This window comes from Citrobacter sp. JUb117, from assembly GCF_024809055.1.
GTDB lineage: Bacteria > Pseudomonadota > Gammaproteobacteria > Enterobacterales > Enterobacteriaceae > Citrobacter > Citrobacter gillenii.
This window is the reverse complement of record NZ_JANUFB010000005.1, coordinates 335,624-358,504: the sequence shown is the minus strand read 5'-3', so window position 1 is coordinate 358,504 and position 22,881 is coordinate 335,624. Positions and strand designations below refer to the sequence as shown.

23 protein-coding genes are annotated in these 22,881 nt (G+C 52.2%); 10 read left to right on the top strand and 13 right to left on the bottom strand.

Annotation, left to right across the window (positions count from 1 at the left end):
- Window positions 1-107 precede the first annotated feature (107 nt).
- The gene (locus M2374_RS14025) at window positions 108-1,595 is read right to left on the bottom strand and encodes a carboxypeptidase M32 (RefSeq protein ID WP_115258540.1); all 1,488 of its coding nucleotides are present in this window, start codon (window positions 1,593-1,595) and stop codon (window positions 108-110) included.
- A 178-nt stretch (window positions 1,596-1,773) separates the two neighbouring features.
- On the opposite strand from M2374_RS14025, the gene M2374_RS14020 reads away from it, so the two are divergent.
- Window positions 1,774-2,463, top strand: a complete 690-nt coding sequence (locus M2374_RS14020; protein WP_181688150.1) for a CPBP family intramembrane glutamic endopeptidase — start codon at window positions 1,774-1,776, stop codon at window positions 2,461-2,463.
- A 32-nt stretch (window positions 2,464-2,495) separates the two neighbouring features.
- On the opposite strand, the gene M2374_RS14015 is transcribed toward M2374_RS14020, so the two are convergent.
- On the bottom strand, window positions 2,496-3,749 hold the full coding sequence (locus tag M2374_RS14015; protein ID WP_181688149.1) for an MFS transporter: 1,254 nt from the start codon (window positions 3,747-3,749) through the stop codon (window positions 2,496-2,498).
- 96 nt (window positions 3,750-3,845) lie between these two features.
- Between M2374_RS14015 and M2374_RS14010 the strand changes: the two genes are divergently transcribed.
- From M2374_RS14010 to bioD, 3 genes are all read left to right on the top strand, one after another.
- On the top strand, window positions 3,846-4,745 hold the full coding sequence (locus M2374_RS14010; RefSeq protein WP_115258538.1) for a LysR family transcriptional regulator: 900 nt from the start codon (window positions 3,846-3,848) through the stop codon (window positions 4,743-4,745).
- Window positions 4,746-4,873: 128 nt separating this feature from the next.
- Window positions 4,874-6,094 (top strand): sugar metabolism global transcriptional regulator Mlc, encoded by a 1,221-nt coding sequence (gene mlc / locus M2374_RS14005; protein WP_115259946.1) that lies wholly within the window; start codon window positions 4,874-4,876, stop codon window positions 6,092-6,094.
- A gap of 125 nt (window positions 6,095-6,219) precedes the next feature.
- Complete coding sequence (gene bioD / locus M2374_RS14000; RefSeq protein WP_096757100.1) at window positions 6,220-6,915, top strand: dethiobiotin synthase; 696 nt, start codon at window positions 6,220-6,222, stop codon at window positions 6,913-6,915.
- On the opposite strand, the gene clcB is transcribed toward bioD, so the two are convergent.
- The 6 genes from clcB to M2374_RS13970 form a co-directional block, all read right to left on the bottom strand.
- Entirely contained in the window at window positions 6,871-8,160 is a 1,290-nt protein-coding gene (gene clcB / locus M2374_RS13995; protein ID WP_181688148.1) for a voltage-gated ClC-type chloride channel ClcB, read from the bottom strand. The genes bioD and clcB overlap by 45 nt on opposite strands.
- Window positions 8,160-8,774: a Tat proofreading chaperone DmsD gene (gene dmsD / locus M2374_RS13990; protein ID WP_115258537.1), complete on the bottom strand. Its 615-nt coding sequence runs from the start codon at window positions 8,772-8,774 to the stop codon at window positions 8,160-8,162. Before dmsD ends, clcB begins: the two co-directional genes overlap by 1 nt.
- A 42-nt stretch (window positions 8,775-8,816) precedes the next feature.
- Window positions 8,817-9,671 carry a dimethyl sulfoxide reductase anchor subunit family protein gene (locus tag M2374_RS13985; RefSeq protein ID WP_181688147.1) on the bottom strand — a complete coding sequence of 285 codons (855 nt, stop codon included), beginning with the start codon at window positions 9,669-9,671 and terminating at the stop codon, window positions 8,817-8,819.
- 1 nt (window position 9,672) lies between these two features.
- Complete coding sequence (locus M2374_RS13980) at window positions 9,673-10,290, bottom strand: DMSO/selenate family reductase complex B subunit (protein ID WP_117343090.1); 618 nt, start codon at window positions 10,288-10,290, stop codon at window positions 9,673-9,675.
- A gap of 10 nt (window positions 10,291-10,300) precedes the next feature.
- Window positions 10,301-12,739, bottom strand: a complete 2,439-nt coding sequence (gene ynfE, locus M2374_RS13975) for a selenate/tellurate reductase subunit YnfE (protein WP_181688146.1) — start codon at window positions 12,737-12,739, stop codon at window positions 10,301-10,303.
- A gap of 148 nt (window positions 12,740-12,887) precedes the next feature.
- Window positions 12,888-13,193 carry a DUF1161 domain-containing protein gene (locus M2374_RS13970; protein ID WP_117343092.1) on the bottom strand — a complete coding sequence of 102 codons (306 nt, stop codon included), beginning with the start codon at window positions 13,191-13,193 and terminating at the stop codon, window positions 12,888-12,890.
- A 106-nt stretch (window positions 13,194-13,299) separates the two neighbouring features.
- On the opposite strand from M2374_RS13970, the gene M2374_RS13965 reads away from it, so the two are divergent.
- Window positions 13,300-14,010: a YnfC family lipoprotein gene (locus M2374_RS13965; protein WP_137363327.1), complete on the top strand. Its 711-nt coding sequence runs from the start codon at window positions 13,300-13,302 to the stop codon at window positions 14,008-14,010.
- Window positions 14,011-14,015: 5 nt separating this feature from the next.
- Here M2374_RS13965 and speG read toward each other — a convergent pair whose 3' ends face one another.
- Together speG and M2374_RS13955 are read right to left on the bottom strand one after the other, a co-directional pair.
- A complete protein-coding gene (gene speG, locus M2374_RS13960) occupies window positions 14,016-14,576 on the bottom strand; it encodes a spermidine N1-acetyltransferase (RefSeq protein WP_115258532.1) in 561 nt (186 codons plus the stop codon).
- Between the two features lie 37 nt (window positions 14,577-14,613).
- A complete protein-coding gene (locus tag M2374_RS13955; RefSeq protein WP_096757095.1) occupies window positions 14,614-14,955 on the bottom strand; it encodes a DUF1283 family protein in 342 nt (113 codons plus the stop codon).
- Window positions 14,956-15,108: 153 nt separating this feature from the next.
- On the opposite strand from M2374_RS13955, the gene M2374_RS13950 reads away from it, so the two are divergent.
- The 5 genes from M2374_RS13950 (at window position 15,109) to M2374_RS13930 (ending at window position 20,846) form a co-directional block, all read left to right on the top strand.
- Window positions 15,109-15,435, top strand: coding sequence for a YnfA family protein (locus tag M2374_RS13950; protein ID WP_181688145.1), 327 nt, complete (start codon window positions 15,109-15,111; stop codon window positions 15,433-15,435).
- Between the two features lie 108 nt (window positions 15,436-15,543).
- Complete coding sequence (gene rspA / locus M2374_RS13945) at window positions 15,544-16,758, top strand: starvation-sensing protein RspA (RefSeq protein ID WP_096757093.1); 1,215 nt, start codon at window positions 15,544-15,546, stop codon at window positions 16,756-16,758.
- Window positions 16,759-16,771: 13 nt separating this feature from the next.
- Window positions 16,772-17,791, top strand: a complete 1,020-nt coding sequence (locus M2374_RS13940; RefSeq protein ID WP_181688144.1) for a Zn-dependent oxidoreductase — start codon at window positions 16,772-16,774, stop codon at window positions 17,789-17,791.
- Window positions 17,792-17,844: 53 nt separating this feature from the next.
- Window positions 17,845-19,224, top strand: coding sequence for an MFS transporter (locus tag M2374_RS13935; RefSeq protein WP_117343094.1), 1,380 nt, complete (start codon window positions 17,845-17,847; stop codon window positions 19,222-19,224).
- 155 nt (window positions 19,225-19,379) lie between these two features.
- On the top strand, window positions 19,380-20,846 hold the full coding sequence (locus tag M2374_RS13930) for a mannitol dehydrogenase family protein (protein ID WP_181688143.1): 1,467 nt from the start codon (window positions 19,380-19,382) through the stop codon (window positions 20,844-20,846).
- A 76-nt stretch (window positions 20,847-20,922) separates the two neighbouring features.
- Here the strand turns inward: M2374_RS13930 and ydfZ are convergent, their stop codons facing one another.
- From ydfZ to ydfG, 3 genes are all read right to left on the bottom strand, one after another.
- A complete protein-coding gene (ydfZ, locus tag M2374_RS13925) occupies window positions 20,923-21,126 on the bottom strand; it encodes a putative selenium delivery protein YdfZ (protein WP_096757090.1) in 204 nt (67 codons plus the stop codon).
- 190 nt (window positions 21,127-21,316) lie between these two features.
- Window positions 21,317-22,003: a GntR family transcriptional regulator gene (locus M2374_RS13920; protein ID WP_115258527.1), complete on the bottom strand. Its 687-nt coding sequence runs from the start codon at window positions 22,001-22,003 to the stop codon at window positions 21,317-21,319.
- A gap of 86 nt (window positions 22,004-22,089) precedes the next feature.
- Window positions 22,090-22,836 (bottom strand): bifunctional NADP-dependent 3-hydroxy acid dehydrogenase/3-hydroxypropionate dehydrogenase YdfG, encoded by a 747-nt coding sequence (gene ydfG / locus M2374_RS13915; RefSeq protein ID WP_181688142.1) that lies wholly within the window; start codon window positions 22,834-22,836, stop codon window positions 22,090-22,092.
- Window positions 22,837-22,881 lie beyond the last annotated feature (45 nt).

The window sequence follows — 22,881 nt, the reverse complement described above, 5'->3', positions numbered from 1 at the left end:
ACCCCACTGCGGGGCCGTTGAAATAACTATATCGCTGTAATATCAAGGCTTCCGTGAGTCATTGGTTTCGGCGTGTAACCATATGTACAATGACTCACGGTAAGCAATTACAGATAACGGGCTTCCAGATGTGCGCGGAAATAGCGGCTACTGAGTGGTTCACCGGTGGCCTGCGTAATCAGCTGTTCGGTGGTAAAGCGGCTACCGTGCTGCCAGATGTTCTGGCGTAACCAGTCAAACAGTGCGCTGAAATCACCCTGAGCAATGGCCGTTTCTAACCCCGGCAACGCGCGATTTGCCGCACTAAACAACTGTGCTGCATACATGGCTCCAAGGGTATAGGAAGGGAAGTAGCCAAAGCCACCGTCGGTCCAGTGGATATCCTGCATACACCCATTACGGTAATTGCCGATGGTTGACAGCCCCAGCCACGCCTGCATTTTCTCATTCCACAAGGCCGGAATATCATCGACTTCAATGTCGCCGTTAATCAGTGCTCGCTCGATTTCGTAGCGCAGGATCACGTGGGCGGGGTAGCTCACTTCATCGGCATCAACGCGGATAAAGCCCGGCTTCACCTGCTGGTTCCAGGCGATAAAATTGCTTTCTTCAAAGGCGGGTTGATCGCCAAAATGCCGCTTCACCGCCGGGATTAGCCGCGTCAGGAAGGCGCTGCTTCGACCCAGCTGCATTTCAAAGAACAGGCTTTGGGATTCATGAATGGCGGTCGAGCGTGCCAGGGCGATAGGTTGACCGGACCAGTTACGCGGCAGGTTCTGCTCATAGCGGGCATGGCCGGTTTCATGGATAACGCCAAACAGTGCGCTCAGCAGTTCGTTTTCATCATACCGTGTGGTGATACGCACATCTTCCGGTACGCCGCCGCAGAATGGGTGGGCGCTAATGTCCAGCCGTCCGCCCGCAAAGTCGAATCCCAACTGCGCCATGGTCTCAAGGCCTAACTCGCGCTGCACCGCCGTCGGGAAAGGGCCAACCGGCGCGATTAACGATTGCCGGGACTGTTTGGCGACCACCTTGCTTAACAGGTCCGGGAGCCAGCCTTTGAGGTCGGCGAATAACACGTCCAGGCGGGCGCTGGTCATGTCGGGTTCAAACACATCCAGCAGCGCATCATACGGTGAACAACCTTTGGCCTCGGCACGCAGCCTGGCCTCTTCGCGGCTGTACTTCACCACATCCTTCAGGTTCTCAGCAAAACCTTCCCAGTCATTGGCCGGGCGCTGGCTGCGCCAGGCGTGTTCGCAGCGGCTACCCGCAAGGGATTTGGCTTCAACCAGTGATTCCGGCAACAATGATGCCTGATGATGCAGACGCGACATTTCTCGCAAATTGGCCTGTTCAACATCATTCAATTCTTCGTGTTGCGCGCCGGCAATCCAGGTGGCGACCTTAGGATCGGTTAACAGTTGATGTTCCAGGACGTTCAGTTCCGCCAGCGCTTCGCCACGGGCCTGGCTGCCACCAGGAGGCATCATGGTGAACATGTCCCAACTGGCGATAGCCGATAGGTGGGAGAAGCGAGAGAGCCGCTGGAACGTGCGGGTGAGCTGTTGGTAATTCGTACTGTTACTCATTATTTTCGTTCTCGTTCTGTTGGACCAGACCTGTGAGTCTAACGTGATTTACCGCATTTACCCATTCCTCGGCAGAGAATGCGAAATGTTGGTAGCTTGTAAGTGATAATGATACTTTTTATCATAAACAAAATTTGATGTTTTAAACTATGGCGTAATCTTTTAGCAGGGAGCCGGTATGCAACAGGAAATCAGTAGTGACTATATCGCCAGAACTCGGGCAGTATCCGGTTGTTTTTCGATGTTTATTCTGATGTTTGGCCTCACGTTTGTCCCCATTTTTTTTGCTGAAAGCGCGCTGTTACAGGCGCAGGGATTACTGTTCCCACTGCTGTTTGCTGTGGAGTTCGTTGTGCTGGTACCGCTGTATTATTTCTTTTTTAGTAAAAGAGCAGGTCTGGGAAAGGGCACGTTTAACGTGACGTGGTTTGGTATTTTATTTGTCGCACTTTTGCTGGTGCAGTTTGCCGGGCCCTGGCTGTTGGGAATAAGACAAAATGAAGAATGGGTGACAACCCAGGTATCACTACGTAGTTATGCGCTGTGGCTGTCGAGTTTGTCGCTGATATTTATTGCCCCGGTTTATGAGGAAATGATTTTCCGCGGCTGCCTGTTCAATGCCTTTCAGTACTGGTTCAAGGATAAAACCTGGTTGACGTCAGCGGTGGTGTCCGCCATTTTCGCGCTGATGCATACGCAGTATGTGGATTTTAGGACGTTATTGCTGTTGTTTATCGTGTCACTGGTTCTGATTTATGCCCGAATTAAAAGTAACGGCATACTGATGCCAATTATGCTGCATATCTTGATGAACGGGACGGTGGTGGGCATGCAAATCGCGGCCCAGGCATTCGTGCCGTCCACGTAATGCGGTGTGCCCGGCGATACCGGGCATCACAATCAGGCGTGCAAACGGTGATGTAAACGGGACCCCACCAGTAGCGCAAGGATCAGCATCAACGCAATAAACCCGCCGACGCCGTTCCAGCCGTAGTTATGCCAGAAAACGCCACCCAGCGTACCCGCAATGCTCGATCCCAGGTAATAACAGAACAGATACAACGACGAGGCCTGACCTTTGGCGCGTTTAGCGCGCGGACCAATCCAGCTGCTGGCCACCGAATGTGCGGCAAAGAAACCGGCGGAAAAGAGCAGCATTCCGGCAAAAATCAGCCACAGTGAGGTGAACAGCGTCATCAACAAGCCTACGAGCATCACGCCAGTCGAGAACAACATCACCGGGCCACGACCGTAGCGGGTGGTCATTGACCCTGCTTTGGGGGAACTCCAGGTACCGGTAAGGTAAGCCACGGACAGCAGGCCGACCACCGCCTGACTGAGTTCCCAGGGCGACAGCATCAGGCGGTAGCCGATGTAGTTAAACAGCGTGACAAACGACCCCATCAATAAGAATCCGACCATGAAAAGTAGCGGCAATCCGGGGTCACGCCAGTGCAGGCGGAAATTAATAAACAATGACTTAGGCCGCAGTGACGTCGGTCTGAAGTGGCGGGATTCGGGTAAGATTTTCCAGAACATCAGCGCGGAGGCCAGCGCAAAACAGCCGATAGCCGCCAGCGCAATACGCCAGTTAAAAAAGTCGGTAAATACTCCGCTGATCAACCGGCCACTCATGCCGCCAATCGAGTTACCGCTGATATACAGCCCCATCGAAAAGGCGACAAAGCTAGGGTGGATCTCCTCGCTGAGATAGGTCATACCTACCGCGGCGACCCCGCTTAATGACAGGCCAATCAATGCACGCATGATCAGGATACCGTGCCAGCTGGTCATCATCGTTGAAAGTAGGGTGCAGCAGGAAGCCAGCAGGAGCGCGGTGACCATTACCGGCTTGCGGCCAATGGCGTCGGAAAGCGGGCCGGTAAACAGGAGACCGATTGCCAGCATGGCGGTGGAGATAGACAGTGAAATACTGCTGCTGGCAGGCGATACGCCAAACTCATGGGACAGTACCGGCAGGATCGGTTGTACACAATACAGCAGGGCAAATGTCGCCAGCCCGGCGGAAAACAGTGCCAGCGTGACGCGCATAAAAGAGGCGGTGCCGCGTTTTATAAACGCATCTGGCGGGGAGATAATCTGTTCATCAACATCGCTTGTCGGGGCAGTATCGACAGTAGTTGTACGGCTCACATGAAATCCATTGGGTATACAGGACTAGTCTTTAGAGTATTAAAATCACAATATTCTGTCTAATATATTAATAATCTCAAATAATATTTTAAAAATATGAATATTGAACTGCGTCACCTGCGCTACTTTGTGGCGGTTGCGGAAGAACTCCATTTTGGCCGTGCGGCGGCGCGGCTGAACATTTCCCAACCTCCATTGAGCCAACAGATCCAAATCCTCGAGCAGCAGGTGGGTGCCAGATTGCTGGCGCGAACCAACCGCAGCGTGGCGCTGACTGCCGCAGGCAGGCAGTTTCTGGCCGACAGTCGGCAGATCCTCGGGCTGGTGAATGAAGCCGCAGCAAGAGCTGAACGTCTGCATTTGGGCGAAGCGGGTGAGTTGCGTATCGGATTTACCTCCTCAGCACCGTTTATTAAGGCGGTGTCAGATACGCTGTCCTTTTTTCGCCAGGCTTACCCCGATGTGCATATGCAAACCCGTGAAATGAATACCCGTGAGCAAATTGCCCCATTAAGCGAAGGGACGCTGGATATGGGACTGCTGCGCAATACGCAACTGCCTGACACTCTGCACCGGGAGGTTATCCTGCACGAACCGCTGATGGCGATGATCCCGCGAGCGCATCCATTGGCACAAAAGCCGGTTGTTACTCTGGCGGAACTTGCCCGCGAGCCGTTTGTCTTTTTTGACCCGCACGTGGGGACCGGATTGTATGACGATATTCTCGGCCTGATGCGTCGCTACGACCTGAAGCCGACTATTACTCAGGAGGTCGGGGAGGCGATGACCATTATCGGCCTGGTGGCGGCGGGGTTGGGGGTGTCTATTCTGCCAGCCTCCTTTAAACGGGTACAGCTGTATGAAATGTGTTGGGTACCGATAGCAGAAGAGGATGCTGTATCTGAAATGTGGCTGGTGTGGCCTAAACATCGCGAGCAAAGCCATGCTGCGCAACGCTTTCGCCAGCAGCTTTTAGCGGCGGTACAACGTGCTTAAATTAGTTTAAAAACCGGTGAAAATGTGCGGTAAATCACACGACTAAGTAAAAAGTTGACGGAAACCATTGAAGTACTTCACCATAGCCTACAGATTATTTCGGAGCGCGAAAATAAAGGGAGTAAGTGGTGGTTGCTGATAGTCAGCCTGGGCATATCGATCAAATTAAGCAGACCAATGCGGGCGCGGTTTATCGCCTGATAGATCAGCTCGGACCGGTATCGCGTATTGATCTCTCTCGCCTGGCGCAATTAGCGCCTGCCAGTATTACCAAGATTGTCCGCGAAATGCTCGAAGCACATTTGGTGCAAGAACTGGAAATCAAAGAAGCCGGGAGTCGTGGGCGTCCGGCCGTTGGCCTGGTTGTCGAGACGGAAGCCTGGCACTACTTATCTATTCGTATCAGTCGTGGCGAAATTTTTCTCGCACTGCGCGATCTCAGCAGCAAACTGGTGGTTGAAGATTGCCTTGAAATGGCGCTGGTCTCCGAGATCCCGCTGCTCGATCGTGTGATTGCGCAGGTCGATCAATTCTTCATTCGTCATCAGCAAAAGCTTGAACGCTTAACGTCCATTGCCATCACCATGCCGGGCATTATCGATACCGAGAATGGCATCGTTCATCGCATGCCGTTTTACGATGACGTTAAAGAGATGCCACTGGGTGACGCGCTGGAGAGTCATACCGGGGTACCGGTATACATTCAGCACGATATCAGCGCCTGGACCATGGCTGAAGCGCTTTTTGGTGCATCGCGCGGTGCCCGCGACGTGATTCAGGTAGTGATTGACCACAACGTGGGCGCGGGGGTGATCACCGACGGCCATTTACTGCATGCGGGCAGCAGCAGTCTGGTCGAGATTGGCCATACGCAGGTGGACCCGTATGGCAAGCGTTGTTACTGCGGGAATCATGGGTGTCTGGAAACGATAGCCAGTGTAGACAGCGTTCTTGAACTCGCACAGGTGCGTCTGAAGCAGTCGATGAGCTCCTCACTGCATGGCCAACCGTTGACGGTGGATTCAATATGCCTTGCCGCCATGCAGGGTGATTTATTGGCGAAAGATATTATTAACGGCGTCGGTACGCATGTGGGACGCATTCTGGCCATCATGGTGAATTTATTCAACCCGCAAAAGATTTTGATCGGTTCTCCGCTCAGCAAGGCCGCAGATATTCTGTTTCCGACCATTGCTGACAGTATTCGCCAACAGGCGTTGCCAGCCTACAGTAAGCACATTGTTGTTGAGAGCACACAGTTTACCAATCAGGGAACGATGGCAGGGGCCGCACTCGTGAAGGACGCGATGTATAACGGTTCTTTGTTGATTCGTCTATTACAGGGTTAACATTTTTTAACTGTTGTACAAAAAATTGCGCTATCTCAAGCTGATTCAGGTTCTCTTACCTTAGACTTTCTCCACTGTATTATTTTCCTGGCTTATATTTTCAAAGCATAACGGTGGAGTTAGTGATGCTGAAGCGTTTCTTTATTACAGGTACAGACACTTCTGTTGGGAAGACAGTGGTTTCCCGCGCATTACTACAAGCGTTAGCGTCAGGGGGTAAATGTGTTGCGGGTTATAAACCCGTGGCTAAAGGCAGCAAAGAGACGCCGGAAGGCTTGCGGAACAAAGATGCGCTGGTGCTGCAAAGCGTTTCTTCCCTGGAATTGCCGTACGAGGCGGTCAATCCTATTGCGCTGAGCGAAGACGAAAGTAGTGTGGCGCATAGCGGCCCGATCAACTACACCCTGTTGTCCAATGGACTCGCCAGCCTGAGCGAAAAGGTTGATCACGTGGTGGTCGAAGGGACCGGCGGGTGGCGCAGTCTGATGAACGATTTGCGTCCGTTGTCGGAGTGGGTGGTTCAGGAACAGCTACCCGTGCTGATGGTAGTGGGGATTCAGGAAGGGTGCATTAATCATGCCATCCTTACGGCGCAGGCGATTGCCAGTGACGGACTGCCGCTGATTGGTTGGGTAGCGAACCGCATTAACCCCGGATTGGCGCATTACGCTGAAATCATCGACGTGCTCGGCAAGAAATTACCTGCCCCGTTGATCGGCGAGTTGCCGTACCTGCCGCGCGCAGAGCAGCGAGAGCTGTCTCAGTATATCCGACTGTCAATGCTCGGCAGCGTGCTGTCGGTAGATAGAGTCATGGCGTAACGTTCGCGACAGCACGGAAGCCACGACGCAAGCAATCAATAAGCCGGGGAGTAGACGATACTCCCCGGTCATTTCACAGACCATCAGCGTAGACATAATCGGTGCGTGCGTTGTCGCCGCCAACAACGTCGCCATCCCGGTTAATCCCAGCAGCACCGCAATCTCATCTGTACCGGGAAGCCAGAATCCCCACAGACGACCCAACAGCATACCAACCGCCAGGCCGACAAACAGGGTCGGTGTGAACACACCGCCCGGCGCGCCAGAACCACTGCTGGCCAGTACAGCCAGTAATTTGCAGATAAAAATCCCGGAGATAACCGAAAGCAGCGGCGGGGAGAGTAAAAACGACTGCACCACGCTGTAGCCATTTCCCCAAACGGTTGGTGTGAATATCGACAGCACGCCAACGATCAATCCCCCCAGCGCCAGTTGCCACGGTGGTGAAAGTTTCAGGCGTAAAAAACCGGTGTGGCTGGTGGTCATCAGCCACATAAAGAGAGGGCCGCAGATCCCTGCCGCCACGCCGGTACTGACAATCATCAGATAGTCCAGCGCGTGCAGCTCTCGCGACAAATGCACGGTATAAAGCAGCGCGTTGCTGTCACTGAGTAAATGAGTGGTGAGCAAGGCGACAACGGCGGAGACGACAACCGGTCCCAGCGATGCCAAAATTAACGTGCCAAACAGGACTTCAGCAATAAACAGGCTGCCGGCCAGTGGCGCATGGTACGCACCGGCCATGCCGGCGGCAGCACCGCAGGCAATCCATAACTTCCATTCCGTGCGTGGGGTAAAGCGTTGTGCAAAACAGGATGCTGCCAGCGCCGCCAGTAAGATCATGGCGCCTTCACGTCCGATGGCACTCCCGCTGGCGACCACCAGCAATGACGCCAACGACTTCACCAGGCTGGCGCTAACGTCAAACTGGCCGTCAGTTTGCAGTGCTTCCATATAATCCGTAGGCGCCTGCGGGCGCTGCCGGTTAAATTTCTGCCAGCCCCACAGCAGTAAGCCTGCGGTAAGGCCGCCCAGAGCCGGGGTCAGCATGCGTCGCAGTGGTGACAGACTGGACGCCGCATTAACCAGACTGCCGGTATCATTACTCAGGAAAAGCCACTCCAGGAGCAGCATGGCGTGGCGGAACCCGGCCACCGCCAGTGCTGCCAGGATACCAATCAGCGCAGCGAACACCAGACGGCGAAGCATTGCGCGCAGGTCGGGATAGGCGTGCAAATGATGCATTAACGAAATAATGGCTTCACAGCGACGGGGATCAGCAACTGCGACTGCCAATGCGCCAGCGTGAGTCGGGCCAGTTCCCCCAAGGCCTGATAAAACGGATGATCGGCTTTCTCGATAAAGACTTCGAGGAAACGACCTGACCAGGGTAACAGATGCCAGGCCAGCAGTTGTTCACACGCGTTGTGATGGCCATTTTCAGCAAGCCAGGCGGTTAATAGCAGCAGAGAGCCGAAGTGATCTTCGGGTTCGTTTTGCTGCATGTCGAACTGGATACCGTTGTCGCGCATCCACTGACGCAATGCCAGCGTGGATTCACCAAATAAGACGTTTTCACGATCCAGCCAGACGGAACCCCATGGCGGAGAAGGCAGTGCGTACGGACCAACGAACAAACGCTGCCAGGCCTGTGAGAGTGATTCATCGGCTTCAATCTGAAACTGGCTAACCAGTTCGCACAGCGTATCGTCAGACAGTGGCCATTGCGTCTGCCAGCCATTGGCTCTTAGCGCACTAATGAGCGGGGCCGCTTCTGCGCTGTCTGGCGCATAGTAAAATAGTGCACCCAGCACGCGCGCTGCGGTGGAGAAGTTGTCACGTTGAGAAAAAGAGGTCATGCAAACAATCCTGAAAAGTGCGGGCTTCCCCGCACTCGTGAGTTAACCTGCAACAGCCATACCGACTGTCATATGCAGACCGTAAAACAATCCGCGGCCAATGATTTCACCGGCAAGCAGGAGAATTAAGCCGAGCGCCAGACCTGTAATATGAGGTTCTTTGCGGCGGATCAGGGGGCAAATCCAGCAACCCAGACCGGCGGCGAGCAACAGGATGCGCCAAACCTGCAAACGGCCATACTCGGGTACCAGCGCCGTTGCGTGTTGCACCGAACTGTGAATTTCACCGAGCGACACGCCCTGTAGAGCAATAACCCCAATGCAAACCAACAGGGCCAGAACGCTAATGCTGGCGTATGTCGCGGCGTTAAATGAGACGCGAACGGTACGCAGTAGCAGGGCAGCAAACAGCGGGCCACTCAGCAACACCGTCATGAAAAAGGCCACGGTGGTGTAACCATTATACCAGGTCGGCACGGTCTCTATCTGGTAAACCTGGGTCATCGCCCAGACAAATACAACGCCGAGGAGCATGCTCACCAGCAGCCAGATTTTACCCAGCGCTGCGGGCATTTTACCGAGAAAAGCCACCAGCCACCAGACGCCACCGATGGCGAAAAATAACGATCCGCTGGCTATTTCGTTACTCAGCGCCGAGGCACCGACCCGGTTTAGTGAATTAAGTGCCCGCAGTGGAGAGCCCAGGTGCATTAGCGAGGCGAGAAACCCGATGCCCATCACCACCCACAGAAAGAACATGCTGCGAACGAGACGCTGTCTTGTCGCATCATCTTTGGCGGAGAGCCAACATAGCCCGCTCACAATCAGCGCGCCAACGACGCATTGTCCTAGTACCGTAAACAGTACCAGCGGCCATTCATGCCATCCATTGCCCATGTTACACCTCCCTCGGGTTTGCCAGATAACCGGTGGTATCCCCGGTTGGACGGCTGTTGGCGTTGGGTTTAATCACAATGTTCGGTTTGGTAAAGTGTGCACCCGGTAGTGGAGCCACCGCCGCCAACGTCCCGTGCTTTTTGCGCAGTTCATCAATGGGGCCAAAGTCCAGCGCGCGTAACGGGCAGGACTCAACGCAGATGGGTTTTTTACCGTCGGCAACGCGGTCATGGCAGCCGTCACATTTGGTCATATGTCCTTTGGTCGCGTTGTACTGCGGTGCGCCGTAAGGGCAGGCCATATGACAATAGCGGCAGCCAATACACACGTCCTCATCAACAACGACAAAGCCATCTTCACGTTTATGCATGGCTCCGCTCGGACACACCTTAGTGCAGGCCGGATCTTCGCAGTGGTTACATGAGATCGACAAATAATAGGCGAAGACGTTTTGCTGCCAGACGCCGTTATCTTCCTGCCAGTCACCCCCTGCGTATTCGTAAATACGCCGGAAACTAACATCCGGGGTTAAATCTTTATAGTCTTTACAGGCCAGTTCGCAGGTTTTGCAACCGGTGCAACGGGCGGAGTCGATAAAAAATCCGTACTGCGCATTCATGAGCTATTCCTTAAACCTTCTCAATCTCAACCAGGTTAGTGTGCTGCGGGTTACCTTTGGCTAACGGTGACGGGCGCTGGGTGGTCAGCGTGTTAACACAGGCACCATGGTCAATTTTGTCGCCAGACATATCGGCATCGTGCCAGGCACCCTGGCCCATTGCGCTAACGCCGGGGAGAATACGCGGGGTCACTTTTGCGGGAATACGCACTTCGCCACGATCGTTATAAACACGCACCATATCGCCATTGGAAATACCACGCTTTTGCGCATCCAGTGGGTTAATCCAGACTTCCTGGCGACAGGACGCTTTGAGAACGTCGATGTTGCCGTAGCTTGAGTGGGTTCGAGATTTGTAGTGGAAACCAAATAGCTGTAGTGGGAAATGACTGCGTTTGGGATCGTCCCAGCCTTCAAAGGTCGATGCGTAAACAGGCAGCGGACTAATCACGTCATCTTTCTCTAGTTCCCAGGTACGGGCAATTTTTGCCAGTCGACTCGAGTAGATCTCAATTTTGCCTGACGGTGTCTTCAGTGGATTGGCATCAGGGTCTTCGCGGAACTTCTTGTAGGCGACATAGTGCCCGTTAGGATCTTTACGCTTATAGATCCCCATTTTTTTTAGCTCATCATACGAAGGCAGTGCAGGGTCTTTAGCCAGCATTTTGGCATACAGGTACTGCAGCCATTGTTCTTGCGTGCGTCCTTCGGTAAACCGTTGGTAGATGTCGTCTCCAAGACGTTTCGCGATTTCGCTCATTATCCAGTAGATGGGTTTACGCTCGAATTTTGCGGAAGTCGCGGGTTGAATAAAAATCAGGTATCCCATATTCCCGGCGTAATCGTTCGGAATAATGTCTTCTTGTTCAACGGTCATCAGGTCGGGCAGCAGAATATCGGCATATTTGGCGGAGGAGGTCATGAAATTCTCAATGACCACAATCATTTCGCATTTCGAATCATCCTGCAGGATCTCATGCGTTTTATTGATATCCGAATGCTGATTGATAATGGTATTGCCCGCATAGTTCCAGATAAATTTAATCGGTACATCCAGCTTCTCTTTTCCGCGCACGCCGTCGCGGGTGGCAGTCATCTCGGTTCCACGTGCGATAGCGTCGGTCCAGCTAAAACAGGATATTTGCGTCTTGATGGGATTGTCGGGCAGCGGCATGCGCTCAATCGTAATGGTATAGGTGGATTCGCGTGCGCCACTGTTACCGCCGTTGATGCCCACATTACCGGTCAGAATGGGTAACATGGCAATGGCGCGGGAAGTCAGCTCACCGTTTGCCTGGCGCTGTGGCCCCCATCCTTGACAGATGTACGCTGGTTTGGCGCTCCCAATCTCTCTGGCCAATTTAATAATGCGCGCGGCTGGGATCCCGGTGATGTGCGATGCCCATTCTGGTGTTTTTGCAATGCCATCGTCGCCGTCACCCATTATATAAGCTTTATAATGTCCGTTTGCGGGAGCGTCGACCGGAAGGGTTTTCTCATCATAACCAATACAGTACTTGTCGAGGAACGGTTGATCGACAAGCTCCTCAGTAATCAGTACCCAGGCAATTCCTGCCACCAGTGCGGCGTCAGTGCCCGGACGAATCGGGATCCACTCATCTTCACGACCCGCTGCGGTATCGGTATAACGAGGGTCGATAACAATCATTCTGGCATTTGAGCGTTCCCGGGCTTGCTCCAGGAAGTAAGTAATACCGCCACCGCTCATACGCGTTTCGGCAGGATTATTGCCGAACATAACGACCAGTTTCGTGTTTTCGATGTCTGAAGTGCTATTGCCGTCGTTTGAGCCGTAGGTGTAGGGCATTGCGGCTGCAATTTGGGCCGTACTGTACGTCCCATAGTGGCTGAGGAAGCCGCCATAGCAGTTCATCAGGCGCGCCACTAGCGAGGCATAAGGGGAAGAACGGGTAATGTTGCCACCGACAATGCCGGAGGTGTAGTTAATGTATACCGCTTCATTGCCGTATTTCTGTATGGTATTTTTTAGACCGGCGCTGATGGTGTCCAGGGCTTCCTGCCAGCTAATACGTTCAAATTTACCTTCACCACGTTTACCAACACGCTTCATAGGATAATTAAGCCTGTCAGGGTGATTAATACGTCGGCGGATAGAACGACCGCGCAGGCAGGCGCGGACCTGGTGATTACCATAGATGTCATCGCCGGTATTGTCGGTGTCTACCCAACAAATTTCGTCATCTTTGACATGTAACTGCAAAGCACAGCGACTGCCGCAGTTAACTGAGCATGCGCCCCAGACGATTTTTTCTTCAACCGGCGAGATTGATTGCTGTACCGCAGCGGCAGCGGTACGCATCCCGAAAGGCAGTGACACGCCTCCTGCGGCAAGCGCGAGTGTACCGATAGCCGAGGACTTCACTAACGTCCTGCGGCTAATACCTCCATATTGGTCAACTTCAGACATAACCCACTCCATTATAGTTATCGCTATATATTACGTGTCACAACGAAATTAATAGCATGCTAATGATGGGCTGAGTTTACCTATTCTGGGGTAGGGCTTATTAATGCATATCAAATTAAGCGTAACCCTCCGCGAACGGAGGGCAGGTTTATTGCGGTTCGGCGGGGTGACCGTCCTGAGACGGCGTACTATTGGCGGGGGCGTTGCCGCTGCTGGTACGCGCGTAAAGGATTTTATGCGTGTCGTTGGCACAATGTCCCACGACCAGAGAATCCGGTCGATCGGCCTGGTCGTTTGGCACGATACTTAAGGTGAAGCTGTCTTGTGCAACGCCATTATTAATAATACGCTGCTCAATATCGCTCCTGACTCTCTCGCACGATTCAGGTGCCGCCAGAACCTGTGGGGAGGCGAGGATAAGCAAACTTGCGACAATTCCTGTAGAGAATTTCATCACCAACTCCTTTCATGACAGACATTTATTAAGATTAGCATTTCTGGTGTAAATAACTGTATTTGCTAATATGATTGAGAATAATCTCTTTATGCCGGTGAAAAATGTGAAGAAACAGACCTTGTTAGGTTTCCTGTGCGTCGTGTTGATCGGCTGTGATAACGGCAAGGAGTTGGTTTCCTTCACGCCGGAAATGGCCAGTTTTTCCAATGAATTCGAGTTTGATCCGCTGCGTGGTCCGGTAAAAGATTTCAGCCAGACACTGCTGAATGAGAACGGTGAAGTGGCCAAGCGTGTGCGTGGCACTCTCTCGCAAGAAGGCTGCTTTGATACGCTGGAATTACACGATACTGAGAGCAACAGCGGAATGGCGTTAGTGCTGGATGCTAACTATTACCTGGACGCCGAGACGCTGGAAAAAAAGATCCGTTTACAGGGGAAATGCCAGTTGGCGGAATTACCTGCTGCCGGGGTGGTGTGGGACACCGACGATAACGGCTTCGTTGTTTCAGGATCGGGGAAAGAAATGCAGGTGCAGTACCGGTACGACGCGGAGGGCTATCCGCTGGGAAAAACCACCATCAGTAAAGACAACACGTTACGTGTTAATGCGAAACCGTCAGCCGATCCGCTGAAAAAACTGGATTATACGGCAGAGAGTCTATTGAACGATCGTTCGTTGGGAAACGTCACGCAAACGTGTGAATACGATGATCATGCGAATCCGCTCAACTGCCAGCTTGTCATCGTTGATGATAGCGTGAAGCCGGCAGTTGAACACCATTACACGATTAAAAACACCATTGATTACTACTAACCGCGTTACTGTGCAGTAGCCTGCAACAGGTTGGAACCGGGTGTTTTATGTTCCGCCAGATACTGATGCTGGAAGATACACATGCGGATGGTGTTACGGTACTGTCCGTTAATAAAGAACTCGTGAATTAACTCGCCTTCCACCATAAAACCAAGTTTGCGGTAGATGTGAATGGCTTTTTCATTCTCTTTATCAACGATCAGATACAGCTTATATAAATTGAGTACGGTGAAACCGTAATCCATCGCCAGTTTTGCCGCGCGTGTGGCGAGACCTTTGCCCTGGAAATCTGGCGAAATAATGATCTGGAATTCGGCACGCCGGTGTACATGGTTAATTTCCACCAGTTCCACCAGACCGGCTTTTTCACCGTTGCACTCCACCACAAAGCGGCGTTCGCTTTGGTCATGAATATGCTTGTCATACAGGTCCGACAGCTCAACGAACGCTTCGTACGGTTCTTCGAACCAGTAACGCATCACGCTGGCATTGTTATCAAGCTGATGGACAAATCGTAAATCTTCACGCTCCAGCGGGCGCAGCTTAACACTGAGGGCGCTTGTCATAACGTATCCTTTCCATTTCCTTTATTGGGCATAAAAATTATGGCGCGACGGTACGGCCGGTGCGGCGGTCAAGGCAGCGCAGGGTGTTCGGTTCCCAGTAGGCATTAATGTTGGCGCTTTGCTCGCATTTATCGCGGCTGTCAAAGGCCACGTCGGCTTTATCCCACTCTTTCTCGGTGCGCGTATTCACTTTCTGGCGTAACTGGCGCGTGTCGTTCCACTGTTCCTTTTCCATCGCCGCCTGTTGACGACTTTGGGCGCTGTCGCCGGACTCAATGACCAGTTTGCTGGTTTCAGCAAAGGCGGAGGAGGTGTATACAACTGCCGCCAGCGTCAACATGGCCGTCAGGCACAGGCGTTTGCTCAGTGTGTTGTTCATGGTGAATTCCTTTAATGAGAAAGGCAAAAAACGATAAAACAGGGTTAAATTCTACACCATTCCTGTTCCGGGTCATACCCGCCTGGCGGATATGGATAAACTGCCCGCATTCTGTCGTATCATGTGTAAACCAAACGTCACTGAATACTGTCCATGCTTAAAACGACATTACTTTTTTTCATCACCGCGCTGTGCGAAATTATCGGCTGCTTTTTACCCTGGCTCTGGTTAAAGCGAGGCGCAACGGCTTGGTTGCTTCTGCCGGCCGGGGTGTCACTGGCCTTGTTTGTCTGGTTGTTGACGCTGCACCCGGCCGCGAGCGGGCGCGTATACGCGGCGTATGGTGGCGTGTATGTGGTGACCGCACTGATGTGGCTGCGCATTGTCGATGGTGTAAAACTGAGCCTGTACGACTGCTCTGGCGCGCTGATCGCGCTGTGCGGAATGTTGATCATCGTGGCTGGATGGGGGCGCGCATAGCGCCTTTTTTTGTGATCAGCTAGCGATTTTACGATCATTATACTTGTATGGTAGTAGCTCAGTTGAGTAAGTTTCCTGCATCAGACACAGCGATGTAAGGAATAGAGAATGAAGATTGTAGGGGCTGAAGTTTTTGTCACCTGTCCAGGGCGTAATTTCGTCACGCTGAAAATTACCACTGAGGACGGGATCACGGGGTTAGGTGATGCCACACTGAACGGACGTGAGTTATCCGTTGCGTCCTATCTGAAGGACCATGTGTGTCCGCAACTTATTGGCCGCGACGCGCACCGCATTGAAGACATCTGGCAGTTCTTCTACAAAGGCGCGTACTGGCGCCGTGGTCCGGTCACGATGTCGGCGATATCTGCCGTTGATATGGCGCTGTGGGATATCAAAGCGAAAGCCGCGAATATGCCGCTGTATCAGCTGCTGGGTGGCGCGTCCCGCGAAGGCGTGATGGTTTACTGCCATACCACTGGCCGTACCATTGATGATGTGCTGGAAGATTACGCGCGCCATCAGGAGATGGGCTTTAAAGCGATTCGCGTCCAGTGCGGCGTGCCGGGTATGAAAACCACCTACGGTATGTCAAAAGGCAAAGGCCTGGCCTATGAGCCAGCGACCAAAGGGCAGTGGCCGGAAGAGCAGTTGTGGTCGACTGAAAAGTACCTTGATTTTACCCCTCAGTTATTTGACGCCGTGCGTAACAAATTCGGCTTCAACGAACACCTGCTGCACGACATGCACCATCGCCTGACGCCGATTGAAGCCGCGCGGTTTGGCAAAAGCATTGAGCAGTATCGTTTGTTCTGGATGGAAGATCCGACGCCAGCTGAAAACCAGGAATGTTTCCGACTGATTCGCCAGCACACGGTGACGCCGATTGCGGTAGGGGAAGTCTTCAACAGTATCTGGGATTGCAAACAGCTGATCGAAGAACAGCTGATCGACTACATCCGCACCACCATTACCCATGCGGGTGGCATCACCGGCATGCGTCGCATTGCGGATTTTGCGTCGCTGTACCAGGTGCGCACCGGCTCTCACGGACCTTCTGATTTGTCACCTGTCTGCATGGCTGCTGCGCTGCACTTTGACCTGTGGGTGCCAAATTTCGGCGTACAAGAATATATGGGTTATTCCGAGCAGATGCTGGAGGTCTTCCCGCATAACTGGACGTTCGATAACGGCTATATGCACCCTGGTGACAAACCGGGTCTGGGTATTGAATTCGACGAAAAACTCGCGGCGAAATATCCGTACGATCCGGCCTATTTGCCCGTCGCGCGCCTGGAAGATGGCACTTTGTGGAACTGGTAAGGAGTGGTTTGCTATGAAAAGTATTGTGATTGAAAAAGCGAATACGCTGGTGATTGAAGAAAGAGCAATTCCTACTCCAGCGTCGGGCGAAGTCAGGGTCAAGATTAAGCTGGCAGGAATTTGTGGCTCCGATAGTCATATCTATCGTGGGCATAATCCCTTCGCAAAATATCCACGCGTCATCGGCCACGAGTTTTTTGGCATTATTGATGCGGTAGGCGAGGGTGTTGATCGTTCGCGTTTAGGCGAGCGAGTATCTGTTGATCCCGTGATCAGCTGTGGACACTGTTACCCCTGCTCAATAGGTAAACCGAACGTCTGCACGTCGTTGGTGGTGCTGGGCGTCCATCGTGATGGCGGTTTCAGTGAATTTGCTGTTGTACCGGCAAAAAATGCCTGGCCGATCCCGGACTCAGTGAAAGATGAGCATGCCGTTATGGTTGAGCCTTTTACTATTGCGGCAAACGTGACCGGACAAGTTAAACCCACAGAAAACGACATTGCGCTTATTTACGGTGCGGGGCCGATGGGGCTGACGACTGTTCAGGCACTTAAACGTGTCTATAACGTAAAAACGGTGGTGATTGCCGACAGGATTGAAGAACGTCTGGCAATGGCTAAACAGTGTGGTGCTGACTGGACCATAAATAATGGTCAGCAATCGCTACAGGATTTTCTGGCTGAAAAAGGGTTAAAACCCACAATCATCGTGGATGCAGCTTGTCATCCATCTATTTTACAGGAGGCTATTACGCTGGCGTCGCCGGCGGCACGGATTGTGTTGATGGGATTCTCCAACGAACCTTGCCAGATTGTACAGCAGGGCATTACCGGGAAAGAACTTTCCATTTATTCATCACGGTTAAACGCGAATAAATTCCCGGTGGTTATTGATTGGCTGGTTAAAGGGCTTATCGACCCGAATAAATTGATTACCCACACTTTTGACTATCACCACGTTACAGACGCAATCGAATTGTTTGAGAAAGACCAGCAGCACTGTTGCAAAGTTTTACTCACATTCGCTGAATAATATTAATTACTGCGAGTAAGTGGTACGCATCTTACCTCTTAGAGATAGCCAATATGAATCAAGAAAAACACGAAAGATCAACGAAAGATCTGGTGAGAGCCGCCGTTTCAGGATGGTTAGGCACGGCTCTCGAATTTATGGATTTTCAGTTATATTCTTTGGGTGCCGCACTGGTATTCCATGAGATATTTTTCCCGGAACAATCAGCCGCCATGGCGCTCATTTTAGCGATGGGCACGTACGGAGCTGGTTATATTGCTCGTATCGTTGGGGCATTTATATTTGGAAAAATGGGTGACAGCATCGGGCGTAAAAAGGTGCTGTTCATTACCATTACCATGATGGGGATTTGTACCACGCTAATTGGCGTGCTGCCGACCTATGCGCAGATTGGTATCTTTGCGCCAGTGTTGCTGGTGACGCTGCGTATTGTGCAGGGATTGGGTGCCGGTGCTGAAATTTCTGGCGCGGGAACCATGCTTGCAGAGTATGCGCCAAAAGGAAAACGCGGCATTATTTCCTCCCTGGTTGCGATGGGAACAAACTGCGGGACGCTCAGCGCCACGGCCATCTGGGCGGTGATGTTCTTCGCGCTTGATCGCGAAGAGTTGTTAGCCTGGGGCTGGCGTATTCCGTTCCTGGCTAGTGTGGTGGTGATGATTTTCGCCATCTGGTTACGTATGAATCTCAAAGAAAGCCCGGTATTTGAGAAAGTAAATGATGGGGAAAATGCACCTGCATTGAATGACCCTTCAGAGAGTTCGCTGGGTGCGATGTTCAGCAGTAAATCTTTCTGGTTGGCAACCGGATTACGCTTTGGTCAGGCGGGTAACTCAGGTTTAATTCAGACCTTTCTTGCCGGTTATCTGGTACAGACGTTGTTATTTAATAAATCAATACCCACCGATGCGTTGATGATAAGTTCTGTTATTGGATTTATTACTATACCGCTTCTGGGGTGGTTGTCTGATAAATATGGTCGTCGTTTGCCTTATATTATCCTGAATATATCAGCCATCATTCTGGCTTATCCAATGCTGTCTATTGTGGTTGATAATTCGTATAGTCCTGGCGTCATCATGACCGCGCTGATTGTTATCCATAACTTTGCCGTATTGGGGTTATTTGCCCTCGAAAATATCACCATGGCTGAAATGTTCGGTGCTCGTAATCGATTTACGCGTATGGCCATTTCAAAAGAGGCTGGCGGATTAGTGGCCGTTGGTTTTGGTCCCGTGTTAGCCGGTATTTTCTGTAACATGACCCAGTCCTGGTGGCCTATTTTAGTGATGGTCATTATCTACTCATTGATCGGTTTAGTTTCAGCACTCCTGATGCCTGAAGTTAAAGATCGTGACCTGAGTGTTCTGGAAGATGCGGCTGAGGTGAGTAAAACCGAGAAGATCCGTGCCGGTGCGACTCAGGTCAGTTGATGCGCTAATCAGCATGGTCGGGAATTCGGCCATGCTGTCACATAACTTCAAATGATGTCATACCAATAGTAAAAAGTTTAATGCAAATCAAAACATACAACCATACAGGCGTTACTCTGAGACGGTCCTGATTTCATTGATAAGTAGGTCATACCATGCAAAACAAACTCTTGGCAGCTAAGGCTGCACTTCCTGACTACGATCGTAGCAAACTGGTCCCACGTATTGTTCATCTGGGGTTTGGTGCGTTTCACCGTGCGCATCAGGGCGTTTACGCGGATATCCTGGCGGCCGAGCACAACAGTGACTGGGGATATTGCGAAGTTAACCTGATCGGCGGCGAGCAGCAGATTTCCGACCTGAAACAGCAGGATAATCTGTATACCGTCGCGGAAATGTCGGCCGATGCCTGGACGGCGAGAGTGGTTGGCGTTGTCAAAAACGCGCTGCATGCGCAGGTTGATGGTCTTGAGGCTGTTCTTGCCGCCCTGTGCGAACCGCAGATAGCTATCGTTTCTCTCACTATTACCGAGAAAGGATACTGCCACTCCCCGGCAACTGGACAACTGATGCTGGAAAACCCGCTGATCGCCGCCGATCTGCAAAATCCGCATCAGCCCAAATCTGCGCCGGGCGTCATTGTTGAAGCGCTTGCTCGCCGCAAAGCTGCCGGTCTGGACGCATTTACCGTGATGTCCTGCGATAACATGCCTGAAAACGGTCATGTCATGCGTAACGTGGTTACTGCGTACGCGCGTGCGGTGGATGCCGGGCTGGCAGACTGGATCGAACAGCATGTGACGTTCCCGTCGACCATGGTTGACCGTATTGTTCCTGCCGTAACGCCCGATACGCTGGATAAAATTGAACAGCTTACCGGCGTGCGCGATCCGGCGGGCGTGGCGTGTGAACCGTTCCGTCAGTGGGTGATTGAAGACAACTTTGTTGCCGGTCGTCCACAATGGGAAAAAGCAGGAGCTGAGCTGGTGGCCGATGTTATCCCGTTCGAAGAGATGAAGCTGCGTATGCTTAACGGCAGCCACTCTTTCCTCGCCTATCTCGGCTATCTGGCGGGATACCAACACATTAACGACTGTATGGGGGACGACAATTATCGTGTTGCCGCCCGTGCGCTGATGTTGCAGGAGCAGGCCCCGACGCTGAAAGTGAAAGGCGTTGATTTACAGCAGTATGCCGATCGTTTGATTGAACGTTACAGCAACCCGGCACTGCGTCACCGTACCTGGCAGATAGCAATGGACGGCAGCCAAAAACTTCCGCAGCGTATGCTCGATTCCGTACGCTGGCATCTTGTGCACGGCAGCCGTTTCGACCTGCTGGCGCTGGGTGTGGCGGGTTGGATGCGCTACGTAGGTGGCGTGGATGAAAAGGGCGACGCGATTGAGATTAGCGATCCGTTACTGCCGGTTATCCAGAATGCGGTGCAGAGCAGTAAAGAGGGCGAAGAACGTGTTCAGGCGCTGCTGGCAATCGATGCTATCTTTGGTCGTGAGCTGCCGCAGGTTGAGTTGTTCAGAACCCGCGTTACCGAAGCGTATCTGGCGTTACTGGCGGAAGGGGCGAAGGTGACGGTGGCGAAGTATGCCGCGAAATTGAAGTAACGACGTAAAACGTTGATGTCGCCATCCGGCTTATACTCCAGCCAGATGGCGCGTTATCTGCTGGCACTCACACCAATCAGTTCATACCCAGACGAATCAATTCCAGAGGGGCGTATTTACCTTCACAACCCTCGATTTCCACTGTTTTCCCGCGGCGAATTTGCTCTGCGGTCAGGCCATCGGAATCAATAGCCTTGATGCGGCCAGTAATGCCAGTGTCACTGATCATGACGCGGCTGCCGGTGGTGATTGCGTTACGGTTACGATCGTATGTTTTCATGGTGGTTTCTCCTCTCCAACTTACCGTCAAAGCCCGTGGGCTTTTAGACCCACGTAACGGGCGCAATATAAATACGCTTCTCGTTAAAGAATTTTTTTGTTTTCGATCAAAATCACAGCTTTTTTTTTGCGGTTCAGAGGGGGAGATAAAGGGATGCATAAACTCACCCCGGAACGAGGTGAGGGAGTGACTAATCTTCGCTAAACCAGTCGCTATTTTCCTGACGAATCAGCTGAACAGATTCACCGATTTCCTGCAGGTGCAACATCATCGCGCGCTCAACGGCATCGCTGTCATGCTTCTCCAGCGCGGCAAAAATGTCGTGATGCTGACGCAGGAGCATTTCCGGCGGGGAGACGTGATCGAGGCTCATATAGCGAACGCGATCGATGGTTGCCTTGATGTTTTCCACTGTGTCCCAGGCGAGCTGACAATCCGCTATTAACGCCAGCTTCTGATGAAACTCATCGTCCAGCAGGAAAAAATCGTTAAGCTGTTTACGATCAATAGCGATGCGCTGCTGATGCAGATTCTGCTCGAGCTGATAACACTGGTTGTCAGTGATCATCGACGCGGCGCGACGGGCAACCGCGCATTCAATTGCCTGGCGAACAAAACACCCATTTTGCACCTGCGACAGCGAAATCTTGTTCACGTAACTGCCACGCTGAGGACGGATCTGAATCAGGCCGTTCTCAGCCAGTTTGATGAATGCTTCGCGTACTGGCTGGCGTGATACATTAAAGCGGACGGAAACCTCTTTCTCCGAAAGCGGCGTACCGGGCGCAATCAGACACTGCACGATGTCGCGACGAAGAATACGATAAATCTGCTGATTTACCGGCTGTGTAGGGTTGAGTTGCGTTTCTACGGTCATTCATTCTTACTTTTTAGAGAGTTAACCCGAATACTTTATCACTTATTCGGTGGTATCTATACCCGGCACAAGGCCGGGTATAAAAATTAACCCCGGTGGACGCTCAAGCCTGCAAAAGACTGTGCAACAGGCATCATTTCAAGGGTGTTAATGTTGACATGCGCAGGTAATGACGCCACCCACCACACGGCTTCAGTGACATCTTCCGGCGTCAGCGCGGTGGTGTTTTCGTAGGCTTTGACGGCTTTATCATCGTCGCCTTTGAAACGCACGTTAGAGAACTCCGTACCGCCAACCAGGCCCGGTTCAATATCGGTCACGCGCACGGCAGTGCCATGCAGGTCGGTACGTAAGTTCAGGCTAAACTGGCGAACAAACGCTTTTGTTGCGCCATAAACGTTACCTCCGGCATAGGGCCAGCTACCGGCGGTTGAACCGATATTGATAATATGACCACGATTACGTTCGACCATACCCGGCAGGACGGCACGGGTCATATAAATCAACCCTTTGTTGTTGGTGTCGATCATGGTTTCCCAGTCGTCAACGTTAGCCTTATGGGCCGGTTCAAGACCCAGCGCCAGACCGGCGTTGTTGACCAGAATATCTATGTTGCGCCATTCGGCTGGTAGGGCGGCCAGCATCTCTTCAATTGCGGCACGGTTACGTACGTCAAGTTGTGCGGTATACAGGTTATCGCCCAGCTCGCCTTTCAGCTCTTGCAGACGCTCATGACGGCGTCCGGTGGCAATAACTTTATGCCCATTCTCAATAAAACGACGCGTAATGCACTCACCAAAACCTGCGGTTGCTCCGGTTACTAAAACGATCATCTCACTGTTCCTCAACGCTTTTTATGTGCTATTACCATACCACGT